The sequence below is a fragment of the Pseudarthrobacter sp. NPDC058119 genome (assembly GCF_042884655.1).
GTDB lineage: Bacteria > Actinomycetota > Actinomycetes > Actinomycetales > Micrococcaceae > Arthrobacter.
Window position 1 is genome coordinate 82,819 of record NZ_JBHVTN010000004.1, and the last position, 22,636, is coordinate 105,454.

Below are 22,636 nucleotides of genomic sequence, written 5' to 3' on the forward strand. Positions count from 1 at the left end.
CGGCCACGGTGGGTAGTCTGGACGCATGGCATGGCCCCTTGCCAACCCGGCCGCCCTCCGGCCTGACTGCTCGCAGTGCTTTGCCCTGTGCTGCACGGCCTTCGGTTTTGCCCGTTCCGCAGACTTTGCCGTGGACAAGCCGCCCGCCACGCCGTGCTCCAACCTGGCTGCAGACTTTTCCTGCACCATCCACGACAGGCTCCGGGCCCGCGGTTTTGCCGGCTGCACGGTTTTCGACTGCTTCGGCGCGGGGCAGGCCGTCAGCCGGCGGCTGTTCAACGGAACCTCCTGGCGGGAGAACCCGGAAACGGCAACGGACATGTTCGCGGCCTTCCGGATCCTGCGCCAGCTCCATGAAATGCTGTGGCACCTGGCCCAGGCTGAGGAGGCGGCCTACAGCGCGGACACCGCCGACGAGGTGCGCCAGGTGGAGTCCAGCGTCCGGACGGTCGCCGAAGGCGGCCTTGGCGAGGTCCTGGCAGCCGACGTCGCGACCCTTCACCGGCAGGTGGGCGACGCCCTGCGCTGGGTCAGTGAGGAGGTCCGCGCCGGGTACCTCGACGATGCCCCGCAGCCCGCCCATCTGGCACCCGGCTCCGACCTCGCCGGAGCACACCTGGCCGGGGTGGTGCTGTGCGGCGCGGATCTGCGCGGCGCGTGCCTGATCGCCGCCGACCTCCGCGGCGCAGACCTGACAGCGGTGGACCTGCTGGGTGCGGACCTGCGGGATGCAAGGCTCGACGGCGCCGACCTCAGCCGTGCGCTCTTCCTCACCCAGGCGCAGGTGGCCGCGGGCCGCGGCAGCGCGGCCACCCGCCTCCCCGCAGGGTTGGCACGGCCCGGCCACTGGGTCCTGTGACCTGCACCGGTGCCCCGCCCAGCCAGCGGAAGTACCTTGACAGCCGTGATTGTGAGCGCTGACAGTGGGAGGAAACCGACGCCAAGCGAAAGCCACTCGATGAAGAACTGGGCAGGAAACCTCGAATACTCCTCCGCTGATGTCAGGCGGCCGGAGTCCGTTGCGGAGCTGGCAGCCATCGTGGCCGCTTCACCACGCGTCAAGGCCCTGGGGTCCCGGCACTCATTCAACCGCGTGGGCGACACTGAGGGCGTCCACGTGCTCCTTGATGCCCTGCCGCAGGGGGTTGAGCTGGATCCTCGCCGTGGCACGGTGCGCGTCAGTGGCGGCGTCAGTTACGGGGCGCTGTGCCGGACACTTGAGGAGTCCGGCGTCGCCATCCACAACCTTGCCTCGCTGCCACACATCTCGGTGGCAGGTGCGGTGCAGACCGGCACCCACGGCTCGGGCGTGGAGAACCAGTCCCTCGCCGGCGCCGTGGAATCGATCGACCTGGTGCGCGCCTCCGGCGAGCAGGTAACCCTGACCCGCGCGGACGGGGACGAGTTCCTGGCCAGCGTGGTGGGCATCGGGGCGCTGGGAATCGTCACGGGACTGGAATTGGCGGTCCGCCCCAGCTTCAGGATGCGCCAGCGGGTCCTCGAAGACCTGCCGTGGGACAACGCCCTGGCCGATTTCAGGGCCATCGCGTCGGCCGCCTACAGCGTGAGCCTGTTCACGGACTACGCAGGCGGTGCCGTCAACCAGGTCTGGCTCAAGGCTTTGGACGGGGAGCTGCCGCTTCCCAGCTTGTTCGGGGCCACCGCCGCCCTGCAGCCCCGGCACCCCTTGCCGGATATGTCGGCGGAAAACTGCACAGCGCAGCTGGACGAACCCGGGCTGTGGCTGGACCGGCTGCCGCACTTTAGGCACGAGTTCACCCCGAGCAACGGGGACGAACTCCAGAGTGAGTTCATCCTTCCCATCGAACACGCACCGGCCGCCCTCCAGGCGGTCCGCGCGCTGGCAGAAGGCCTCGCGCCGCTGCTGTTCGTCTCGGAGATACGCACCGGCGCCGCGGATGAGTTCTGGCTCAGCCCGTTCCACCGCCAGCAGAGCGTCGCACTACACTTCACCTGGAAGCCGCTGCAGGCTGAGGTGGAAGCCTTCCTTCCAGTCCTGGAGGAAGCCCTGCGCCCCTATGGCGCGAGGCCGCACTGGGGCAAGCTGTTCACGCCCGACGGCCATGACTGGGAAGCCCTGTATCCGCGCTTCGCAGATTTCCGTGCGTTTGCCGCCGGGCATGATCCCGAAGGCAAATTCCGGAACGGGCTGCTGGACAGCATCCTGGGTGTCCCGGCCCGGCGGTAGGGAGCACCGGTACGCTGGGGGCATGACTTTCCGCCCCGCCGTCGTACCCGCAACCGCCCTGGCCGCCGCCCTCCTGCTGACAGGATGCGGCGCAGTGGGGGACGCGGCAGGAAACGCCGCCAGCGATGCCGCCTCCAAAGCTGCCTCGGCCGCTGCCCAGGAGGTCAACCGGCAAATCTGCGCAGTGGTCAAGGACGGCCTGGTCAGCGCGGAGGACCGCAAGGCATTGGCTGGCTTGGTCTCGGCCGCCAAATCGGCAGGGGTGCCCGAGGAGATCACGACGCCGTTGGGCCAGGTTGCTGAATCCGGAGACCAAGTGCCCGCAGATTCCCTCAGGGCACTGCAGGACGCCTGCCGGGCATAAGGCCGTTCGCCGGTCAGTTTTGGCGCGGCTGTTCCCATCCCCGCATGCCGGCTGCCCGGCCGGCCTGGGGACGGTGCGCCGCGCGGTGGTCCGGCGGAGCGAACGGGACCACCGCGGTATCCCGGCTGAGCGGGACGGCGCGGACAAACTTGGTGAGCTCCTCCCGAAGTACGTTCCAGCCGATATCCGGATCGTCGGGATAGGCATTGACCTCCGCCTGCCGCGCCGCTTCGACGGCTGCAACACCGGCGTCCGTCAGCTCCACCTTCAGCTGGCGCCGGTCTGAGGAGCGGCGGGTCCTGGTGATAAGCCCGGTGGTTTCCAGGCGGGTCAGGACCCGGCCGAGCGTCTGGCTCTGGACCCTGATCGCGTCGGCAAGCTGTTCCTGGTTCAGTGGGCCCCCCGTCAGGCCCTCCAGTGCGATAACGGCTGCACGGGTGAGGCCAAGGGGGGCCAGAGCATCGTCCTGGCGCCGCTGGATCAGCCGCGCCGCCAAAGTGATCAGGCGGTAGCTGCTCCGGGCGTCCGGATCGAGATTGCTGGTCATCGGCCGCGGCCTTCCTATTGGTGGCGAAATGCTGGTCACCCTGCGTCGCTACACCTCTACAATAAGCATGCTTACCAACATGTTTGCAAGTAGGCTTACTATCCCCCGCCGGCCACCGGGTCCGCGCGGCGCTCCCGGTTCCCGAAACCAGACCCACACCCCTTGCACTCCAGATGGAAAGTGTGCTTAGTATCTAATTAGTAACCTTGCTTACTAAGTCGCCAGCATTGCTGGTTCTTGATCGCCAGCTAACCCTTTCTGAAAGAGAGCGAAGATGACAGAGAACCAATGGCCCCAGACCCCGCACACCACCAACGATCCCGCCATCGCCGATCCGTATGGCGGAACCGAGGCAGCCCCCCAGTACGCCTCCTACCCCTCCACCCCGGACGGTGGCTCCAAGACGCAGGCCGCCAGGGATGAAGCCTCCAACGTTGCCGGCGAAGCCGCAGCTGCCGCCCAAGGGGTGGCCCAGACCGCCAAGGGTGAGGCTGCGAACGTTGCGCAGGAGGCGAAGGCCAATGCGCAGGACCTGCTGGGACAGGCGAAGTCAGGCCTGGCCAGCCAGGCAGGAACCCAACAGCAGAAAGCCGCCGAAGGCATCCGCAACATCTCCACCCAGCTGCACAGCATGGCCAACGCCCCGGACCAGCAGGGCATGGCCGGTGACCTGGTCCGCCAGGCAGCCGAGCGCACCTCCTCGATGGCCACCTGGCTCGAAAACCGCGAACCGGGCGACCTCCTCAACGAGGTCCAGCGCTTCGCCCGCAACAAGCCCGGAACCTTCCTGCTCCTCGCCGCCGGCGCCGGCGTCCTGGCAGGCCGCCTCACCCGCGGCCTCACCGCGGGCCCGCCAGAGGCGCAGGGGCAGGCACTGAATTCCAGCCCTGCAACCAGCCCCGCACAGGGTTCGGGCCAGCACCGCGCCGCGCAGTCACCGCCGGCAGCACCCCTGCACCCGGAGACCGTATACGCCGCCGGCACCGACGACCTCTTCAATGAGCCCACAGTGGGCGGATCCGCGCCCGTGTCCACCAGCACCCTGCCGTCGGGGACTGCCGAGGAGACTCCCCTGCGCTTCGAAGACGACCCCTTCCGCGCCGAAAACGGTGTTTACACCGGTGAAGAGGCCCCCGGAACCGACGGGACCTACGGCAGTGGCCGCCACGGCACGGGTGGTCTGTGATGAGCAGCCAGATACCGGAGCCGGCTACCGAGGCGCACCTGAAGGCGGAGAACGCCTCGCTCGGTGAGCTGCTCGGGGACGTCACCCGGGACCTGTCCACCCTGATGCGCCAGGAAGTGGAACTGGCCAAGGCCGAACTCAAACAAACCACCACCCGGGCAGGGAAGGGCGGCGGCATGCTCGCCGGCGCCGGGATCGGCGGACACTTCGTCCTGCTCTTCCTCTCCTTGGCCCTGATGTGGGCCCTCGGCGCCGTCATGGCCCTGGGCTGGGCCGCGCTGATCGTCGCCGTCATCTGGGCGATCATCGCCGCGGTCCTGGCCTCCATCGGCCGGAAAGAACTCAAGCAGATCAAGGGACTGCCCCAAACCGGGGAAACCCTCTCCGAAATACCCCCCACCCTCAAACCAGGCGAGGTAAACCGATGAGCGAAAACCCCGACGTCATCCGAGCAGACATCGAAGCCACCCGGGCACGCCTGGGCACCAACGTCGACGCCGTGGCCGACAAAGTCACCCCGTCCAACATCGTCCACCGCCAAACCGACAAGGTCCGCGACGCCGTGACCGGCGTGAAGGAGAAAATCATGGGCGCAGCAGACCACGCCACCACAAACGTCCACGACGCCACCGCCACCGGGGCCGGGCACACCACCAACGCCATGCACACCGCCGGAGACAACCTCCACCAGGCAGGAGACGCGGTCTCCGCGAAACTCTCCGACGCCGGCCACACCGTCTCCCACGCCCCGGACCAGGTCAAAGCCAAAACCGCCGGGAACCCCCTCGCCGCCGGACTCATCGCCTTCGGCGCCGGGATGCTCATCTCCTCCCTGATCCCGGCCAGCGAGAAGGAACGCGAAGCCGCGGACCACCTCAAAACCGCCGCCCAACCCCTCGCAGAACAGGTCACCGACGCCGCTAAAACCATGGCCCAGGACCTCAAGGAACCCGCCCAGGAAGCCATGGACAACGTCAAAGCCACCGCCACCGACGCCGCCCACAACGTCAAAACCGAAAGCCAAAACGCCGCCACCGACGTCAAAGACAGCGCCACCGACGCCAAAGACAACATCCAAAACACCTAACCAACACCACGCAGCAACAGGAAAGCCGGCTCCGCATAATGCGGAGCCGGCTTTCCCTGCTTCCGGGCAGTGTCCGGCCCTTGCGCGGGCCCCTTGGGCTAGCGCTTGCCCTTCTTGCGGGACCCCTTGCCGCGGCCCTTGTCCGGGTTGGGGGCGTAGCGCTGGGCCACCTTGGGTGCCTTCTTGGTGCCAGTACCGCGGCGGTCCGGTTTGGGTTCCTTCTTCACCTTCTGTGGCTGGGCGGAGGGCTGGCGGGAGCTCTGGGCGGTGCGGCCGCGGACCACGCCGATGAATTCCTCCAGAACGTCATCGGTTGACTCTGCCGGCCACGCCAGGGCGATTTCGGTCGCCTCGGCTCCGGTGAGCCTGCGCGCCACGGTGTCCTTGACGTTGAAGTGGCGGGCTACTGACATTGGAAGGATCAGCAGGCCGGCCCCCGAGGCCACCACCTGGAGCGCCGGATCCGGTCCGCCCAGGGTTTCAGGATCAAGGAAGGACTCCCGTGCGAGGTCGGCAAGCGCCACTTCCTCGAACACTGAAATTTCGTGACCCTTCGGGGCAACCACCACAGGCTGCTCCTCGTACAGCGGGATCACGCTGAGTCCGTCCCGCTCAATGGGAAGGCGGACGAAGGCCATGTCAGCCTGGCCGCCATCCAGCACCTGGCGCTGCACGCCGTCGTCGACCATGAATGCTTCAAGGGGAATATGCGGCATCCGCTCTTCCCAGCGGCGGATCCACTTGCCCGGCGTCACCCCTGCCACATACGCGATGCGCAGCACCCGCGGGGCCGCCTCATCAGGGGCGGGCTGGGCATCAGGGGCGGGGGTGTTGTCGGCGGGCACGTCTTCACAGTACCCGCCGCCCGGATACCCTTGAAGCATGACCTCTGCAAACTCCCAGTCCATGAAGCCGGCCACCGTTGCCAAGAAACTTGGCATCTACCTGCCGGCCACCCCGCAGGAGTTCCAGGATTCAACCATTACCCGCGAAGAATTTGCCGAACTCCAGGCCAACCCGCCGGAATGGCTCGCCGAACTCCGCCGCAACGGACCGCACCCCCGCCCCGTGGTGGCCCAGAAGCTGAACGTTTCCATCAGCGGCCTGGCCCGCGGCGGCGTCGAGGAAGCACTGACGACGGCGGAGATCACCGCGCTGCTGCAGGCTCCCCCGCAGTGGCTGGTCACCGAGCGCGCCACGCACGCAGCCGTCCGCGCCGAAGCCCAGCGGGTCAAGGACGAGGCTGCCAGGAAGCAGGCAAAGAAGGACCGCGCGCAGGCCTAATACGCCAGGCCCCTCAGTCCTGGTGGATTTGGATGTAGTTGCCGCAGCCGTCGTCGAACACGGCGCTGGTCCCGAATGAATCAGTGGTGGGCGGCGTCTTGAAGCTGACGCCGGCTGCCACCAGGCGGTCATACTCTGCCTGGACATCGGGGACCCCGAACACGATGGCAGGAAGGCCGGCCTCGCGGACGGCGTTCATGTAGCTGGCGCCGATGGGATTGTCGCTGGGTTCCAGGAGCAGTCCCACCGAGCTGTCCTCCGCTCCCGGGTCCTTGATGATGTACAGGTTGTACTCCGGCATGGCCATCAGGGTGTCGAAGCCGAGTGTGCCGGTGTAGAAGGCGTGGGCGGCCGCGGGGTCCTGGACGTGGATGCTGCACATTTTGAGTCGCATGGTCCCACGGTACCGCCCTCCGCCATGCCGTCCGGTCTGTCAGTCCCCCCTTTTCCCAGCCATTGACGCTGTGCCCGGAAGACGGTCCAATGGAAGGACCAGCCCCGTGCTTTCCGGCCGGGGCCAAGTCTTAGCGGGGAATGGCGGGCGCGGGAGGTACAGGATGTCCATCTTGGCGGAATCCCTGAACCAGGGACTGCTTCAAGGTGCATGGGCGGTCCTACTGTGCGGTCCGGCGCTGGTAGCCAGCGTCGCCACCACCGTGTTCGTTGTACGGCGCCGGTCCATGGCGCCGGCAAGTGAAGCACCGCAGGCGCCGGACCAGCTATTTTGGGACCTTTTCCTCGGATCCTGCGTGGCCCTTCCTGCACTCGTCATCCCGGCCCTGGCGTCGCCATGGGCGGGACTGGTGCTGGCTGCGGCGGCTGCCGCCTCGGGCACCGCCGCATACCGGGCCAGCCCCCGTATCCTGGCGTGGCGCGCCGGCCGGCGGGAGCACCGCGAGCAGCTGTCCGCCCATCAAGCGGCCCGGATCCAGCATGACGAGCTGATACTCCGGTGGCAGCGCTACGAATTGGATCCCGGCTGCAGCATCGACTATCCGGCGCTGACCGACGTGCGGCTGCCGGAAACGTCCGCGCTGATCAAGGCCATGCGGACCGCGGACCAGTTGCGGACCGCCACGCACACGGGCTACCCGGCCGCCGTCGGAAGCTTGGCTTCTTCCCTGGCAGCGGCCGAGCGGGCAGCGGGGATTCCTGCTGCGCTGCCGGCCGAGCGGGCCGGTTGACGTTAACTGCTGTGTCGAAGGGGTTGGATTGCCCCCGAGGACCGGCGATAGCATCCCAGGATGAAGCCTGAGGAACTGCCTGCCCATGACCAGTACGGCCGGCTCCTGGAAGACCGGGGAGTCTGGCGGCAAGCCACCACGCTGGAGGCTGCCGGTGAACTGACGGCCCGGTGGCTGGAAGGCGGGAGTTCGTACCAGCCCGGGCATTTCGCCGCAGTTTTCGACGCCGAGACCAAACCGATCGCCGCAGCGCTGGCGGAGCTGAACCGCAGCGGGCTGTTCACCAAGGAATCCCAGCCTGGCATCCTTGCCGATGGCGCCGCACAGCGGCAGTACGTCACCGGATTCTGCGGCGCCGAAACCGCGCGTGGCTTGCTGGCGCTGTCCACCCGGACCGAACTCGTAACCGTGGCCCATGCCCCGGGCGAGGCAAGCAGCGCCGCCATTCCCGTGACCCTGGCCGGAACGGAGATCGCCACAGTGCTGGGGTCCAGCGAAAATCCCGTGACAGACGATCAAATCCAGGATTGGGCCGGGGAGACCAACGATGCGCTGGCCCTCCTGCTCGCTGATTCCTGGTACGTGGAGATCCTGGATCCCGTCTGGGGACGCAATGACGTACTCCTGCCGGCAGTCCTGCAGGCACTGGAAAGGGCGGGACAGCCGTAGCCGCCCCGCCCCGCCAATAGCCGGTGTTACAGCTCCACGGTGCCGCTTTCGCCGACGCTCATGCGGCTGTTCGTCACCTTTGACTTGACCCACTGCAGGACCGTAGCGGCAGTGCCGCCCGGGCTGGTCCAGTATTCGGCCGAGTCCGAGTCCACCCGGAGGAGGCAGACCTCGGGGGTGTCAGGACCGTCCGGGAACCATGCCTCAACAACCTGGTTCCACATTTCGTGGATCTTGGCGCGGTCCGTGACCACCTCGGCGGTCCCTGCTACGGAAACCCATTCAGTGTTCTTGCCGAAGGCGACGTTGACGCGCGGATCAGCCCGGACATGGGCGACCTGCGAGGTGCCGAGCCCGGTGAAGAACCACATGTCGCCGTCGTCCTTAACCTCCTGGACGGCCAGCGGGCGGCTGACGAGGGCGCCTTCTTCGTTGATGGTGGTGACCATACCGATCTTGGAATCGTTGATGATCTCAGTAACCTTGCTGATGCTCTGCGCGTCAGTCATGCCTCACCTCGTTCGTCGAAAGTAGGGGAAACTCCCCGCCGCCAGCCTATTAGTAAGCATGCTTATTTACCAGCCGGATGCCACTGGGACCTTGGCAACCTCGGCGATGCGCGCGGCGGTGATGCGGCCCATGCGGATGGCGCCGTCCACGTGCTGGTAGCCTTCCGCGGCGAGGTCCGACGAGGACCAGTAAATCGGGCCGACCGGTGCGTGCTGGTCCTTGCCGTAGCGGTGGAGGCCGCCGAGGTCATAGCTGGCCGCGTAGGCGCCGCGGGTCCATTCCTCGGAGCCCCAGTCGGACTCGTAGTAGACCTCGGGGGTCAGGGCCTCGTCGCCCAGGTAGCCCGCGATGGATTCCAGGATGGCCTTCCTGCGGTCCTCTGCGCTCAACTCAAAAACGGCGTCGGCCTTCTCATCGGAAACGAAACCCACCAGGGTGCCCCGCGGGTCACCATGGTTCGTGTTGTCGTACACCTCCTGGACCAGGGCATCCGCGCCGAAGCCGGTGCCGGAGAGTCCCTTGTCGCGCCAGAACGGGGTGTTGTAGACGGCGTGCACCTTGATGACCAGGCCGAGGGACTGGTGCTGGTGCATCTGGTGCTGCCGGCGCGGCAGCGGCGGGTTGAAGGAGACGCGGGAGTACAGGTTGGGCGGCACGGCCATGATGACGAACCGGGCGTTGACCGCGGCACGGTCCGACTCGACGGTGACGCGGTGGCCACCGTCCGCGTCCGGCTCCCAGTTAATGGTGCGGACCGGCGAATCAAGGACGACGTCGTCACCCAGCTCCTGCGCCTGCAGCAGGGACACCTGCTGCATCCCACCAACCACGCGGCGGTCCAGGATGAAGTCCTCGTCCGTCAGGTGGGTGAAGGAGCCGGCCGAAGCGGCCATCAGGACCGCCTGCAGGGCGGAGAAGGAGTGCGCCGGCTTGGTGAGCATGCCACCGGCGATGAACAGGCCGATGTTCCTGCAGGCTTCCTCATTGGCGGAGTTCTGCCGGAGCCAGTGATGGAAGGAGATCGTGTCCAGTTCACGCGCTTTGGGGTGGGCCCAAGGTTCGGTGGGTCCCACCTCCGCGGCGAGGCCATCCAGCAGCGCCACCAGCCGGTCCATTTCGACGGCGGTGTCCGGGTCCACCGGGAAGGTCTCACCCGTGTAGCGCGCGGGGGTGCCGTCCGAGCCGATGTAGATGGATTCACCGTCGCGGTAGCGCGGGTAGGTCTCCAGGCCCAGTTCCCGGAGGAGTCCCAGGAGGGCGGTCTGGTCCGGGGAAACCCACTGGCCGCCAATCTCGAGCATCGCTCCATCAACGGTGTCGGTCCACGTGCGGCCACCCACCCTGTCGCGCGCCTCAAGCACGGCGACGGTGAGTCCGGCCTTCTTCAGTTCGCGGGCGGCGGTGAGTCCGGACGGCCCGGCTCCAACGACCACAACGTCGCGGTTCAGGTTCAGCATGATGTCCTCTCTGCGGCCCAACGTGACGGGGACCACTAAATGAATGCCGTTCATTTAGTAAGAACTATAGCCGGTGCCTCCCGGCAGCGGAAGTGCTGAATGGAATAATGCAGGGGACGACGACGAAAGGGCAGGAATGCCGGCAGTATCAGCCGCACAGGGGCGCACCACCAGCAATGGCGGAGCGCAGAGGAGGCGGGCGGGCCGGCCCTCGGCGGCAGTGCTGGACAAGGCGGGGATCACGGCGGCGGCACTGGAGCTGGTCGCACGCAAGGGGTACGACGGACTGACCATGGCCGCCCTCGCCAAGGTGCTGGATGTGGCGCCCTCCGCCCTCTACAACCACGTGGCATCGAAACAGGACGTCCTGCTGCTGGTGGAGGATCACCTCATGTCGCTGGTGGACGTCTCAGGCTTTGAGGGCGGCACTTGGGAAGATGCCGTGCACACCTGGGCATGGAGCTACCGGGACGTCTTCGCCGAACATACTCCCCTCATCCCCGTCATTGCCGTGTTGCCGGTAACGGATGCCCCGCAGACCCTTGCCATGTACGAGACGGTCAGCAAGGGATTCTCCGACGCCGGATTCCCCCAGGAGCGCATCATTCCCGCCATCGTGGCGCTGGAGTCCTTTATTTTCGGCTCCGCATACGACGTCACGGCCCCGGAGGACATCTTCGATTCCGGGTCCATGGCAGAGTCCACCCCACACTTCACTGCCGCCGTCCGGAGCTCCTCCGCGTCTTCCCAGGGTGGCCGGCAGGCAGACACCGCCTTTCAACTGGGCCTCACCGCACTGATCTCCGGACTGGCCACGCTGCGGCACTGAAATGCACTGTTCGGCGGCCCGAGGAAGGTATCAGCATTCCCTCCCTCGTGGGGCTGCACCTTCCTACTATGGCGTGGGGCGAAGGAACGTATCGCCAAAATAGGAGAAAACGTGCGGACAGGACAAGACCAGCCAGCCGGAACCCATCGGCAGCATGGCACGGAATCCACTGTGGCCACCGCTGCGACTCCCCTGCTGACATCGTCCGCCGCACTATGCTGGGGCCTGCAATTCGCACTGCTGCTCGTCGGTTTATACGATGCCGGCCCGGCTGACGTCGGATGGGTCCTCGGCGTCTATAACGCCAGCGGATTCGTCGCCGCGCTGGGAATACCGTCGTGGGCCGACAGGAGGAGGGACTACCTCCTGCCCCTCCTCGTATGCGGAGCCCTTACCCTGGCCCTCGCCGGAACCCTCGCCATAACCACAGCCCTTCCGGTTGCGGTGGTGGCCCTCGTCGTCCTCGGCGGTCCCGCGGGCGTCGGAGTGTCCCTCCTGTTCGCCGATATGAAGCATGCCAAGGCTGCCCCTTCCGCGGTGATCAACACGCGCGCCATCGTGTCCTTCGCCTGGGTAGCCGGTCCGCCGCTGGCCACCTTCATCATGGATGCGCTGGGAAACCGTGCGATCCTTCCGGCGCTGGCCGTCATCGCACTCCTCAACATCGCCACAACCGCCGGCATGATCGCCAAGCGCCGCGCAGCAAAGAGCGTGGATCCGGACCCGGATCCGACGCTCCACGCCGGCGGGCAACCGGTCCGCCGCGCGGCTGTTGCCCTCATTGTCGGCGGCTTCGTGGCATTGCAGGCGACCAACAGTGCCGCGGTATCGGTCATGGGACTCTTTGTCACCGATCGCCTCGGGCTCCCGCTGATATGGTCAGGCGTCGCGCTCGGAATCTCCGCATTGCTGGAGATTCCTGCACTGCTTCTTATCGGAAAACTGAGCCGCCGGTTTTCCAGCCAGGCAATCCTCGCGACCGGCTGCATCGCCGGCGTTGCCTATTACGCTGCCATGACCGTACTGTCGGGGCCCGTGCTACTGATCGCCGTCCAACCGCTCAACGCCTGGTTCTTTGGCACCGTTGCGGGCATCGGCTTGACCTTGTTCCAGGACCTGATACCCGGGCCCGGGTTCGCGTCCGGCCTGTTCACCAACACCAGGCGCATCGGAGCGATAGTCTCCGGCGTGATCATCGCGGCCGGACCGGGCATGGGACTCGGGTACCAGGGCGTGTTCGGCATCTGCGCCGGGGCGGCGTTCGCAGCGCTCATCCTTTTCGGACTGTCGCGCAACACCACTCCGAAGGCATGACGGGGACCATTTGGGACGTACTTGTAATACAAGTTTTACACTTGTATTATTGGTTGGCAGGCAAGGAAGCCCGCCCACCGCCACGAGGAGAACCCATGAGCACCGTCGACCTGATCCGGCACGTCAAGCTGTCCACCGCCCACCTCCCTCTCGCCGTTCCCATCAGTGACGCCAAGGTCTTTACCGGCCGGCAGAAGCCCATGACCGAGGTGGTCTTCCTGTTTGCCGAAATCACCACCGAACTGGGCCATTCAGGGATTGGCTTCAGCTACTCCAAGCGGGCCGGCGGACCGGCCCAGTACGCGCATGCCAAGGAAGTTGCCGAAGGCCTCATCGGCGAGGACCCTAACGACATCGCCAGGATCTACACCAAACTCCTTTGGGCAGGCGCGTCCGTGGGACGGTCAGGCGTCGCCACCCAGGCCCTTGCCGCCGTCGACATCGCTCTGTACGACCTCAAGGCAAAGCGCGCCGGCCTGCCGCTGGCAAAGTTCCTCGGCTCCTACCGCGACTCCGTGCGGACCTACAACACCTCAGGCGGTTTCCTGAACGCCACCCTGGACGAGGTCAAAGCACGCGCCACGCAGTCCATCGAGGAAGGCATCGGCGGCATCAAGGTCAAGGTAGGCCTCCCGGACAGCAAGGAGGACCTGCGCCGCGTTGCCGGTATCCGGGAGCACATCGGCTGGGATGTTCCGCTGATGGTGGACGCTAACCAGCAGTGGGACCGCGCCACCGCCCTGCGCATGGGCCGCCGGCTCGAGGAGTTCGACCTCGTCTGGATCGAGGAGCCGCTGGACGCCTACGACTTCGAAGGCCACGCCCACCTGGCCCAGGTCCTGGACACGCCCATCGCCACCGGAGAAATGCTCGCCTCGGTGGCCGAACACAAGGGCCTCATCGCGGCCAACGGCTGCGACATCATCCAGCCCGACGCCCCCCGCGTCGGCGGCATCACCCAGTTCCTCCGCCTCGCTGCCCTCGCGGACGAGCGCGGACTGGGCCTGGCCCCGCACTTCGCCATGGAAATCCATCTGCACCTCGCGGCTGCCTATCCGCGGGAGCCGTGGGTGGAGCACTTCGACTGGCTGGATCCGCTGTTCAACGAGCGCCTCGAAACCAAGGACGGGCGCATGATCGTCCCGGACCGCCCCGGCCTTGGCGTGACGCTCAGCGACCAGGCGCGCGCCTGGACCACCGAGAGCGTGGAATTCGGCGCCTAACCCCAAAGCCGTAACCTTGAGCCATGAGCCGGAACCTCACCGCGGACCTTGCCGCTGACCTTCGCAACCGCATTGTCGACGGCGTGATCCAGCCGGGTGAAAAGCTGCCCAGCGAAAACACCCTGATCAGTGAGTTTGGCGTGAGCCGGACGGTGGTCCGTGCGGCGCTGACCCGGCTGCAGGCCGAGGGGCTTGTGGAAACCGAGCGGGGGCGGGGCAGCTTCGCCCTCACGCCGCCGTCGGACGGCCCGTTGCCGGTGCCGGGCGTCCGGCCGGTGGCCACCACGGAGGACAGGCTGCACCTGCTGGCCTTCCGTATGGGGGTTGAGACAGAAGCTGCAGCGCTGGCGGCCCGGAACCGCACGGACCGGCAGCTGCGGGCGGTCGTCACGGCACTGGATGCCTTCACCGAAAGCGCCGGCCACCCCGCCCATGCCATGAAATCGGATTTCGAGTTCCACCGGGCGGTGGCTGCAGCCTCCGGCAACCCGTATTACTCCGACTGCCTGGCTGCGCTGGGGCAAACAATGATTGCCATGCCGCGCACCCGCCTGATGACCGGCGTCGAGCATTACGCCCGGGACCATTTCGACCAGGTGGTCCAGGAGCACCGGTCCATCCTCGAGGCGATCACCGACGGCGACGAAGCTGCCGCGGCGGCAGCGATGCGCAGCCACCTGGCCAACTCACGACGCCGGTTCAAGGCTTCGGCGCGCCCGTCCAGCTAGAAGGTTGCCTGCGGGAAACGCAGAAGAGCCCCGGTCCTAAGACCGGGGCTCTTCCACTTGCGTGCGCGAGGGGGGATTTGAACCCCCACGCCCTTTCGGACACTGGCACCTGAAGCCAGCGCGTCTGCCGTTCCGCCACTCGCGCGCAACTTCTCCCACGCAGCCGTTTCGGTTTCCCGTTCCGTGCCTCGTAAAAGCAGCGAGATCAAGCATAACGGACAGATGCCGCAAATTACCAATTGGCCGTGCGCCGCCCTTCCACAGGCCTCCCGAACCGTTCTTGAATCGTGTGGAACCATGCAACTTTCGGGCGGCAACCGCCCCGGGCTGGCCGCCCCATAGCCGCCGGGGACGGTCACAGTTCCGAACTTTTGCCGGCGCCCGGCCGTTGTTGATTAAGGTCATTCGCAGGGCTGGCCATTAGTATCGGATGTAGGAGCGGCCACGTCCGGCGGGCATCCCCGCACGGCGGTGGACTGCCCCGCAGATGCGGCCGGCAACAACGACTGCCCCGGAGCCGGGGGGAAAGGAGAAGCACCATGGGTCTGCTGGACAAGGTTGAACGTGGCATTGAAAAGGCCGTCCGCGGCGTCTTCTCCACCGGTTCCAAAGCCCAGGTTGAGCCGGTGGAGATCGCCAGCCGGCTCCGCCGCGAGGTGGACCACAAGGCCCTCACCGTGGCCGCCGGACGCACATTGGTGCCCAATGTCTTCGACGTCCAGCTCAGCAACGATGACTTCGGCAGGGCACAGGAATGGGGCACGCCGCTGGCCGAGGAGCTGTGCGACGTCGTCATCAACCACGTCCGCAGCCAGGGCTACACCCTCCAGGGTCCCGTCCGCATTTCATTCCGTCGTGACGCGGAACTCCGGGCCGGTGACTTTGAAGTAGCTTCCTCGACCGAAAAGTCCCAGGGTTCCGGCGCCGCCCAGCCCCGGCCCAACGTTCCGGCGGCTCCGATCCGGCAGCCGGTCAGGCTCCAGCCGGTGCTGGATATTGACGGGCAGCGCTATTCGCTGAACGCCCCCTCCATTGTCCTGGGCCGGTCATCCGAGGCAGACATCCTCATCGAAGACACGGGCGTTTCGCGGCGCCACCTGGAGATCCGCACGGAGAATGGGGTCACCCGCGCCGTGGACCTCGGGTCCACCAACGGCAGCTATGTCAACGGCCAAAAAGTCTCCGGAAGCACCGAACTCACTGACGGCTCCACCATCACGATGGGACGGACAAAGATCATCTTCCGCCTGCTTCCTGCCAACCAGGGTGGCCACGCATGAGCGACCTCACCATCACCGCGCTGCGGTTCGGTTTCCTGCTGCTCCTCTGGGTCCTGATCTTCAGCATCGTTTCCGCCATGCGCCGGGACCTGATGCTCGGCCGCAAGGCTGCGGCCGGCGCACCCACTGCCCGCCAGCTCCGGCGAAACCCCGAACTGGCCGAAACGCCGCCGCAGCCCGTGAAACAGCAGGCCCGGCAACTGGTGGTGCTGGAAGGACCGCTCAAGGGCCGGACCCTTCCACTGGCAGCGAGCCCCATCCTGCTGGGACGCGCCCAGGAAGCCACCCTGGTACTCGAGGACGATTACGCCTCCGGCCGCCATGCCAGGCTTTTTCCGCAGGGAAGCCGCTGGTTCATCGAGGATCTCGGCTCCACCAACGGAACCTATCTGGGAGACCAGCAACTTACCCGTGCCCTGCCTGTCGAGCCAGGGGTACCCGTGAGAATCGGCAAGACGGTCATTGAATTGAGGCCGTAACCGTGGCCGTTCCCGAAAGCCCCGCAACCGGCCCCAGTCCGGCGCAGCGGCCCCTCATCATGCGCTTCGCCGCGCGGTCGGATGTTGGCCGGATACGTGCCAAGAATGACGATTCCGCCTATGCCGGCCGACACCTGGCCGTGGTCGCGGACGGCATGGGAGGACATGCGGGCGGCGACGTCGCCTCGGCCGCAACCGTCCTGGACATGATCCACCTGGACAGCCCGGACCATGGTGACGACGCCGGGACGATCCTGGCGGACGAGATCCAGACCGCCAATTCCCTCCTCTCCGAGCTGGTCCACATCAATCCGAAGCTGGCGGGTATGGGCACCACCGTCACCGCCCTCCTGCTGGCCCAGGGCAAGCTGCATTTCGCCCATATCGGTGATTCACGCGCATACCGGCTCCGCGACGGTGAATTCAAGCAGGTCAGCGTGGACCACACCTTCGTCCAGCGGCTCATCGACGAAGGCAGGCTGCGGCCTGAAGAAGCCGAAACGCACCCCCACAAGAATGTCCTCATGCGCGTCCTTGGCGATGTCGACGCCAGCCCGGAACTGGACCTGGACACCCTCGACGCCCGGCCCGGGGACCGCTGGCTCCTGTGCTCGGACGGCCTGAACTACGTTGCCGCGCACGCAGTGGAGCGGACGGTCCGCGAAACCCATAACCTGCACGAGTGCGCCGAAACCCTGGTGGAGCTGACCCTCGAGGCCGGCTCCCCCGACAACGTCACCGTGGTCATGGTGGACATCGTGGAGGAAACGCCCGACGACGTCAGCACGGCCGCCGTCGAAATCATCCCACCGGCGCAGGGCAGCAAGCCCGCTGCCGCGGCAGAGGCTGCCCCTGCCGCCGCTGCAACGGAAGCCGCCGCGGAGGATCCCAAGGAAACACCCGTCTCCGGCCCCGGGGATACCACTCCCGGTTCCGGGGACGCTGCTCCCGGTTCCGGCCCGGCCAAGGAACCGACAGATGGCGACGCCGCCGAAGCCGGCCAGGGCGAATCCGGAAGCACAGACCCCCATCTTGGCGAGCACCTCTCGGCTGAGGTCCTGCGGGAGGAACTTGCCTCCCGCCCGCACGAGCTGGTGGGCGCCGCCGCCGCTGCCGCCGAGTCCGGCTCCATTCCCACGGTGGCAGGCCGGACGGTGGCCCGCCGCGCCGCCACGCTGCTCACCCACAAGGCGGAACCTTCCGACGGAGAGGACGCGCTGCCGGCGCTGCGTCCACGCCGCTGGCTGACCTGGTCCATTGCGGCCGCCGTGCTGGTCGTAGTGGCGGTGGGCCTCTGGCTTGGCTACGCCTGGACCCAGACCCGCTACTACGTGGGCGAGTTCGATTCACGCGTGGCCATCTACAACGGTGTGTCCCAGCGGCTGGGTCCCATCCAGCTGTCCTCCCTCGAAGCGGTGACGGACATCCGGATGGATTCCCTTCCACCCTTCTCGCAGCAGCGGGTCCGCCAGACGGTCCCGGCCAATGACCTCTACGACGCCCAGCGCATCGTCAAGAACCTGGAGCTGACCGGGACCACTTCCCCCGAGGAGGAGTGCCCCAAGGTTTCCGCTTCCGCGACCCCGCCCCCTGGCAGCGCACCTCCGGCCACCGCGGCCGCCCCGCCGCCGGCAACCGATGCACCCGCGCCAGCGCCGCCAGCCCCGTCCCCCTCACCCACTCCGACCATCACCTGCGAGGCGGCCAAATGAGCCAGGTAAGCACCATGCCCAAGCCTCGCCGCAACGTCGAACTTGCGTTGCTGCTGCTGGCCCTCGCCGTCGGCATCGGCGCCAACATGATGGTGGGCGTGGACCAGGAAAAGGCGTTCGACTCCGACTTCTGGTTCCAGTCCAGCCTCCTGGCAGTGGCCGCGCTCATTTTCCACGGCGTCCTGCGTTTCCGCGCTAAATATGCAGATCCGGTAATACTTCCGATCGTGATTGCACTGAACGGCTTGGGGCTGGCGATGATCCACCGCCTGGACGCTCCGGGCGAGGACACCGGGAATAACCAGCTCCGGTGGACCCTCATTGCCATGGCCGTTGCCATTGCGGTGGTGTTCTTCCTCAAGGACCACCGCATCCTCCGGCGGTTCACCTTCATTTCGCTGGCCGCTTCGGCCCTTTTGCTGATCCTGCCGCTTGTCCCGGGAATCAGTGCCGGTGAAATCCTGGGCGCCCGGGTATGGATCCGGTTCGGTTCGATGACGTTCCAGCCGGGCGAGGTCGCCAAGATTACGCTGGCCATATTCTTTGCCGGGTATCTTTCGTCCAACCGGGACCTGATCCTGCTAGCGGGCCGGAAGATCGGCCCCATGCAGTTCCCTCGGTTCAAGGACATGGGTCCCATGGTCACGGCCTGGCTGGTCAGTATCGGCGTGCTGGTGTTCCAGCGCGACCTGGGCTCGTCCCTGCTGTTCTTCGGCCTGTTCATCGTGATGATCTACGTGGCCACCAGCCGGATCAGTTGGGTGGTGATCGGACTGGCGCTGATCCTGGGCGGCGGTTTCGTGGCGGCACAGGTCTTTTCCCACGTGCAGCAGCGAGTCTACGGCTGGCTGAACGCCTTCTCCCCCGACGTTTACGAGAACGGCAGCCGGCAGGTCATCGAGGGCCTGTTCGGCATGGCCAACGGCGGGCTGGTGGGTACCGGCCTCGGCCAGGGCCGCCCGGACCTGGTCCCATTCGCCAACAGTGACATGATCATCGCTTCGCTGGGCGAGGAGCTGGGACTGATTGGGCTGTTCGCCATCGTCCTGCTCTACCTGCTGTTCGTCACGCGCGGCTTCCGCGCAGCCTTGGGCACCCGCGACGCGTTCGGAAAGCTGCTTGCCTGCGGCCTGTCCCTTGCCGTGGCCCTCCAGTGCTTCGTGGTGATCGGCGGCGTCACGCGCCTCATCCCGCTGACCGGGCTCACCACCCCGTTCCTGGCGGCCGGCGGATCCTCCCTTTTGGCCAACTGGATCATCGTGGGGTTGCTCCTGCTGATTTCCCATGCTGCCCGTGGGCCGGTGGACACAACCCCGCTCCCACCCGCCGGTGCGGCGGCGGCAAACGGTATTGACACTCCAACCGAGGCGGTGAAGCAGGCATGAACCAGGCAATTCGACACTCATGGGTAGCGGCAGTTGCCATGTTTGCGCTGCTTTTTGGTGCCATCAGCTATGTGCAGGTGGTGGGCGCCGACGACCTCAAGACCAATCCGCTGAACCAGCGCGCCATCCTGCAGAACTACTGCAACGACCGCGGTGCCATCATCGTCGGTGGCACTCCCGTGGCCGAGTCGACGGAAACGGGTTCGGAAACGTGCAAGTTCCAGCGGACCTACCCGCAGCCGGAACTGTACGCCGGCATCACCGGCTACTTCTCGAAGAACTACGGAGCCACAGGTCTGGAACAGACCATGGGCGCTGAGCTGGCAGGGAACTCCGACCAGCTCTTCCTTGACCGGGTGGGCCAGCTCTTCCTGGGCAACCAGCCCAAGGGCGCGTCAGTGGAGCTGACCATCGATCCCCAGATCCAGCAGCTCGCGTACAGCCTGATTCCTGACGGCCAGCGCGGCTCGATCGTGGTCACCAATCCCAAGACCGGCGCCATTTTGGCCATGGCCTCAAAGCCGTCCTACAACCCGAACCTCGTGGCCACCCAGGATGCCAAGGCCGAAAACGCCAACATCAACGAGCTGGTCAAGGTGCCGGGCATCAACCTCAACCAAAACGTCAGCGGCCCCACCGGCGAGCTGCTCGCCCCGGGCTCGGTCTTCAAGCTGGTGGACACCGCCGCGGCACTGGCCTCCGGGAAGTACAACAAGGACAGCGTCCTGCCCAACCCTGCCGAGATGCCCTTTGACGGCATCCAGTACAAACTGCCCAACTACGCCGGCGGCAACTGCTACACCAGGGACACCGCCTCGTTCGCGTTCGCGCTGCAGCAGTCCTGCAACACGCCCTTCGCGAGCATCGCCCTGGACCTGGGCCGTGACGCCATCGCCGCGCAGGCCAAGAAGTTTGGGTTCGGCGAGGACGTCGGGGGCCAGCTGAAGCTCGGCCACGCGTCGGGTAACGGGTTCCCCGACAAACTCGACGCTCCCGGCCTGGCCCAGTCCGCCATCGGCCAGAAGGATGTCCGGGTCACGCCGCTGCAGGTCAACATGATGACGAACGCCATTGCCAACGGGGGCGCCCAGATGGCACCAAGCCTCATCAAGACCCTGCGCTCCCCGGACCTGCGGGTCATTGACGAGCCGCAGCCGTCACAGCTCAGGACGTCCACCACCCCGGAAATTGCCAAGCAGATCACGGAATGGATGACCAGCGTGGTGACAGACGGTATTGCCAAGGGCGCCGCCGTCCCCGGCGTCCAGGTCGCGGGCAAGACCGGCACCGCCGAACTCGGAAACGGAACCAACAATTCGTGGTTCACCGGGTTCGCCCCCGCTGACAACCCGAAGGTCAGCGTCACGATCGTCATGGAAGGCGTAGACATCTACGCGGGAGCAAAGCTGACCAGTCCCAACGCGAAGAAGATTTTTGAGGCGGTGTTGAATAAGTGAGGCCTACAACGGGAATCACCCTCGGCGGCAGATTCCAGCTGACCACCCGGATTGCGATCGGCGGCATGGGGGAAGTGTGGAAGGCCAAAGACCTCGTCCTGGGCCGCATCGTCGCCATCAAGGTGCTGAAGGAGGAGTACACCGGCGACCCGGGATTCCTCCAGCGCTTCCGCGCTGAGGCCCGCCACACCGCCCTGCTGAACCACGTGGGGATCGCCAACGTCTTCGACTACGGCGAGGAGGAGGGCTCGGCCTACCTGGTCATGGAGCTGGTCCCGGGGCAGCCGCTGAGCAGCATCATCGAGCACGAACAGGTGCTCTCGCCGGACCGTACGCTGTCAATCATCGCGCAGACCGCCCGCGCCCTGGCGGTCGCGCACGCCCAGGGCCTGGTCCACCGCGACGTCAAGCCCGGCAACCTCCTGATCACCCCGGACGGGCGGGTCAAGGTCACCGACTTCGGCATCGCCCGCCTCGCCGACCAGGTGCCGCTCACCCAGACCGGGCAGGTCATGGGAACCGCGCAGTACCTGGCGCCCGAACAGGCAACGGGCCAGACCGCCACCGGTTCCTCGGACATCTACTCCCTCGGCGTCATCGGCTACGAGTGCCTCAGCGGCCACCGTCCCTTCTCCGGCGAATCGCAGATCGCGATTGCGCTGGCCCAGGTGAACGACGCCCCGCCGCCGCTTCCCGAGAGCTTGCCGGCGCCGGTCCGGGCGCTCCTGATGTCCATGCTGGCCAAGGACCCCAAGGACCGGCCGGCGAATGCAATCAAGCTTGCCGAAGCAGCGGAGGCCATCCGCAACGGAGATGTGAATGCCGCCCGCGCCGCGGTGCCGGGCATGCTGCTTTTCGACGCCGGGACGGGACCCATCACGGCTCCTGTTGACACCGCCACCGCCCCCACCGGCGTGATTGGTGCGCAGCGCGACTCAGCCCCTACCGCCACCTCGGCACTGCCGGTGATGGGTGCGGGCGCAGCAGGAGCGGCCGCAGCCATGGCTGCCGGTGCCCACGCCGCGTCCGCGGACGACGCGGAGCGGGCGCAGGGGCCGCTTGCCCGCGCCAACGCATTGGCTGCCGAGCGCAACTGGGACCAGGAGGAAGAGACGTACGACGACGGGCCCTCCGATGAGCCCCGGCGCAAGCGCCGCAGCCCCTGGACCTGGCCTTTGGTCGCCTTGATCCTGTTGCTGCTCTTCGCCCTGGTGGGCTTCCTCCTGAACCAGGCGGGACTTTTCTCGCCGGCCGGGAATCCCAGCGCCAGCGCCACAGCCAGCAGCGCACCGCCGTCGTCCGCTACGCCCACGCGGACCACGCCGTCCGCAACGCCGACGCAGACCCGCACCACGCCGACCCCCACGCCCACCACGCCGCCCACCCAGTCCACGGTCAACGTCATTCCGGCCGCGTACCTCGGCAAGGACTACCGGCAGGTCCAGGCTGCGCTTGCAGGCATGGGGCTCCAGGTAACCGTAGTTCCGCAGGAGAGCAGCACGGAGACGCCCGGAACGGTGCTGGAGCTCAACCCCACCGGGACGGTGCCCAAGGGTTCGCTGATCACCGTGGTCTATGCGACCGCTCCCAGCCCTGCGCCCACCACCACGGCACCGAGCCCTGCCCCCACGTCGTCCTCTCCCGTGGCTGGCCCGACACCCATCTCGCCCCTGGCAACCTGCGCGGCCGGCCAAGCGCCCGGAATGCCTCCTACCTGCGCACCCTGATTGTC

General features: G+C 66.7%; 24 protein-coding genes and 1 tRNA gene. 19 read left to right on the forward strand and 6 right to left on the reverse strand.

The genetic code is table 11. The features are described from left to right. The first annotated feature begins 25 nt into the window (after positions 1-25). From ACFVTD_RS10350 to ACFVTD_RS10360, 3 genes are all read left to right on the forward strand, one after another. Positions 26-859 carry a pentapeptide repeat-containing protein gene (locus tag ACFVTD_RS10350; protein ID WP_387561961.1) on the forward strand — a complete coding sequence of 278 codons (834 nt, stop codon included), beginning with the start codon at positions 26-28 and terminating at the stop codon, positions 857-859. Between the two features lie 99 nt (positions 860-958). Then, positions 959-2,209 (forward strand): D-arabinono-1,4-lactone oxidase, encoded by a 1,251-nt coding sequence (locus tag ACFVTD_RS10355; protein WP_387561964.1) that lies wholly within the window; start codon positions 959-961, stop codon positions 2,207-2,209. 22 nt (positions 2,210-2,231) lie between these two features. Further along, on the forward strand, positions 2,232-2,573 hold the full coding sequence (locus ACFVTD_RS10360; protein ID WP_387561967.1) for a hypothetical protein: 342 nt from the start codon (positions 2,232-2,234) through the stop codon (positions 2,571-2,573). A gap of 13 nt (positions 2,574-2,586) precedes the next feature. Here ACFVTD_RS10360 and ACFVTD_RS10365 read toward each other — a convergent pair whose 3' ends face one another. Beyond that, positions 2,587-3,120 (reverse strand): MarR family winged helix-turn-helix transcriptional regulator, encoded by a 534-nt coding sequence (locus ACFVTD_RS10365; RefSeq protein ID WP_387561970.1) that lies wholly within the window; start codon positions 3,118-3,120, stop codon positions 2,587-2,589. Between the two features lie 274 nt (positions 3,121-3,394). Between ACFVTD_RS10365 and ACFVTD_RS10370 the strand changes: the two genes are divergently transcribed. Genes ACFVTD_RS10370 through ACFVTD_RS10380 form a run of 3 tightly spaced genes read left to right on the forward strand, consistent with a single transcriptional unit; the run spans position 3,395 to position 5,393 of the window. Beyond that, the gene (locus ACFVTD_RS10370) at positions 3,395-4,306 is read left to right on the forward strand and encodes a hypothetical protein (RefSeq protein WP_387561973.1); all 912 of its coding nucleotides are present in this window, start codon (positions 3,395-3,397) and stop codon (positions 4,304-4,306) included. Next, a complete protein-coding gene (locus tag ACFVTD_RS10375; protein ID WP_387561976.1) occupies positions 4,306-4,734 on the forward strand; it encodes a phage holin family protein in 429 nt (142 codons plus the stop codon). Before ACFVTD_RS10370 ends, ACFVTD_RS10375 begins: the two co-directional genes overlap by 1 nt. Beyond that, a complete protein-coding gene (locus ACFVTD_RS10380) occupies positions 4,731-5,393 on the forward strand; it encodes a DUF3618 domain-containing protein (RefSeq protein ID WP_387561979.1) in 663 nt (220 codons plus the stop codon). The genes ACFVTD_RS10375 and ACFVTD_RS10380 overlap by 4 nt, the downstream gene beginning before the upstream one ends. 98 nt (positions 5,394-5,491) lie before the next feature. Here ACFVTD_RS10380 and ACFVTD_RS10385 read toward each other — a convergent pair whose 3' ends face one another. Next, the gene (locus ACFVTD_RS10385; RefSeq protein ID WP_387562677.1) at positions 5,492-6,277 is read right to left on the reverse strand and encodes a LysR family substrate-binding domain-containing protein; all 786 of its coding nucleotides are present in this window, start codon (positions 6,275-6,277) and stop codon (positions 5,492-5,494) included. Between ACFVTD_RS10385 and ACFVTD_RS10390 the strand changes: the two genes are divergently transcribed. Next, positions 6,276-6,677: a DUF5997 family protein gene (locus ACFVTD_RS10390; RefSeq protein ID WP_387561982.1), complete on the forward strand. Its 402-nt coding sequence runs from the start codon at positions 6,276-6,278 to the stop codon at positions 6,675-6,677. The two genes, ACFVTD_RS10385 and ACFVTD_RS10390, sit on opposite strands and share 2 nt — an antisense overlap. A gap of 13 nt (positions 6,678-6,690) precedes the next feature. Here the strand turns inward: ACFVTD_RS10390 and ACFVTD_RS10395 are convergent, their stop codons facing one another. Then, complete coding sequence (locus ACFVTD_RS10395; protein WP_387561985.1) at positions 6,691-7,071, reverse strand: VOC family protein; 381 nt, start codon at positions 7,069-7,071, stop codon at positions 6,691-6,693. Between the two features lie 163 nt (positions 7,072-7,234). On the opposite strand from ACFVTD_RS10395, the gene ACFVTD_RS10400 reads away from it, so the two are divergent. Together ACFVTD_RS10400 and ACFVTD_RS10405 are read left to right on the forward strand one after the other, a co-directional pair. Next, positions 7,235-7,861: a hypothetical protein gene (locus ACFVTD_RS10400; RefSeq protein WP_387561988.1), complete on the forward strand. Its 627-nt coding sequence runs from the start codon at positions 7,235-7,237 to the stop codon at positions 7,859-7,861. Positions 7,862-7,921: 60 nt separating this feature from the next. Continuing rightward, positions 7,922-8,530 (forward strand): DUF6919 domain-containing protein, encoded by a 609-nt coding sequence (locus tag ACFVTD_RS10405; RefSeq protein ID WP_387561991.1) that lies wholly within the window; start codon positions 7,922-7,924, stop codon positions 8,528-8,530. Between the two features lie 26 nt (positions 8,531-8,556). Here ACFVTD_RS10405 and ACFVTD_RS10410 read toward each other — a convergent pair whose 3' ends face one another. Continuing rightward, complete coding sequence (locus ACFVTD_RS10410; RefSeq protein ID WP_141158775.1) at positions 8,557-9,039, reverse strand: pyridoxamine 5'-phosphate oxidase family protein; 483 nt, start codon at positions 9,037-9,039, stop codon at positions 8,557-8,559. A gap of 66 nt (positions 9,040-9,105) precedes the next feature. Then, entirely contained in the window at positions 9,106-10,497 is a 1,392-nt protein-coding gene (locus tag ACFVTD_RS10415; RefSeq protein ID WP_387561994.1) for a flavin monoamine oxidase family protein, read from the reverse strand. Between the two features lie 136 nt (positions 10,498-10,633). On the opposite strand from ACFVTD_RS10415, the gene ACFVTD_RS10420 reads away from it, so the two are divergent. The 4 genes from ACFVTD_RS10420 (at position 10,634) to ACFVTD_RS10435 (ending at position 14,591) form a co-directional block, all read left to right on the forward strand. Then, positions 10,634-11,326, forward strand: a complete 693-nt coding sequence (locus ACFVTD_RS10420) for a TetR/AcrR family transcriptional regulator (RefSeq protein ID WP_387561997.1) — start codon at positions 10,634-10,636, stop codon at positions 11,324-11,326. Between the two features lie 111 nt (positions 11,327-11,437). After that, positions 11,438-12,640: an MFS transporter gene (locus tag ACFVTD_RS10425; RefSeq protein ID WP_387562000.1), complete on the forward strand. Its 1,203-nt coding sequence runs from the start codon at positions 11,438-11,440 to the stop codon at positions 12,638-12,640. A 95-nt stretch (positions 12,641-12,735) separates the two neighbouring features. Then, on the forward strand, positions 12,736-13,863 hold the full coding sequence (locus ACFVTD_RS10430) for a mandelate racemase/muconate lactonizing enzyme family protein (protein WP_387562003.1): 1,128 nt from the start codon (positions 12,736-12,738) through the stop codon (positions 13,861-13,863). 23 nt (positions 13,864-13,886) lie between these two features. Next, positions 13,887-14,591: a FadR/GntR family transcriptional regulator gene (locus ACFVTD_RS10435; RefSeq protein WP_387562006.1), complete on the forward strand. Its 705-nt coding sequence runs from the start codon at positions 13,887-13,889 to the stop codon at positions 14,589-14,591. A gap of 62 nt (positions 14,592-14,653) precedes the next feature. Here the strand turns inward: ACFVTD_RS10435 and ACFVTD_RS10440 are convergent. After that, a tRNA-Leu gene (locus tag ACFVTD_RS10440) sits at positions 14,654-14,736 on the reverse strand. A gap of 394 nt (positions 14,737-15,130) precedes the next feature. Here ACFVTD_RS10440 and ACFVTD_RS10445 point away from each other — a divergent pair. From ACFVTD_RS10445 to ACFVTD_RS10470, 6 genes are read left to right on the forward strand one after another with little or no spacing between them, the layout of a single operon-like run. Next, the gene (locus tag ACFVTD_RS10445; RefSeq protein WP_387562009.1) at positions 15,131-15,871 is read left to right on the forward strand and encodes an FhaA domain-containing protein; all 741 of its coding nucleotides are present in this window, start codon (positions 15,131-15,133) and stop codon (positions 15,869-15,871) included. Beyond that, complete coding sequence (locus ACFVTD_RS10450; protein WP_141158780.1) at positions 15,868-16,350, forward strand: FHA domain-containing protein; 483 nt, start codon at positions 15,868-15,870, stop codon at positions 16,348-16,350. Before ACFVTD_RS10445 ends, ACFVTD_RS10450 begins: the two co-directional genes overlap by 4 nt. Positions 16,351-16,352: 2 nt before the next feature. Next, positions 16,353-18,062: a PP2C family protein-serine/threonine phosphatase gene (locus ACFVTD_RS10455; protein WP_387562013.1), complete on the forward strand. Its 1,710-nt coding sequence runs from the start codon at positions 16,353-16,355 to the stop codon at positions 18,060-18,062. Continuing rightward, positions 18,059-19,447: an FtsW/RodA/SpoVE family cell cycle protein gene (locus ACFVTD_RS10460; protein WP_387562016.1), complete on the forward strand. Its 1,389-nt coding sequence runs from the start codon at positions 18,059-18,061 to the stop codon at positions 19,445-19,447. The genes ACFVTD_RS10455 and ACFVTD_RS10460 overlap by 4 nt, the downstream gene beginning before the upstream one ends. Continuing rightward, positions 19,444-20,904: a peptidoglycan D,D-transpeptidase FtsI family protein gene (locus ACFVTD_RS10465; RefSeq protein WP_387562019.1), complete on the forward strand. Its 1,461-nt coding sequence runs from the start codon at positions 19,444-19,446 to the stop codon at positions 20,902-20,904. The genes ACFVTD_RS10460 and ACFVTD_RS10465 overlap by 4 nt, the downstream gene beginning before the upstream one ends. Further along, entirely contained in the window at positions 20,901-22,631 is a 1,731-nt protein-coding gene (locus tag ACFVTD_RS10470; protein ID WP_387562022.1) for a protein kinase, read from the forward strand. The genes ACFVTD_RS10465 and ACFVTD_RS10470 overlap by 4 nt, the downstream gene beginning before the upstream one ends. Positions 22,632-22,636: the final 5 nt, after the last annotated feature.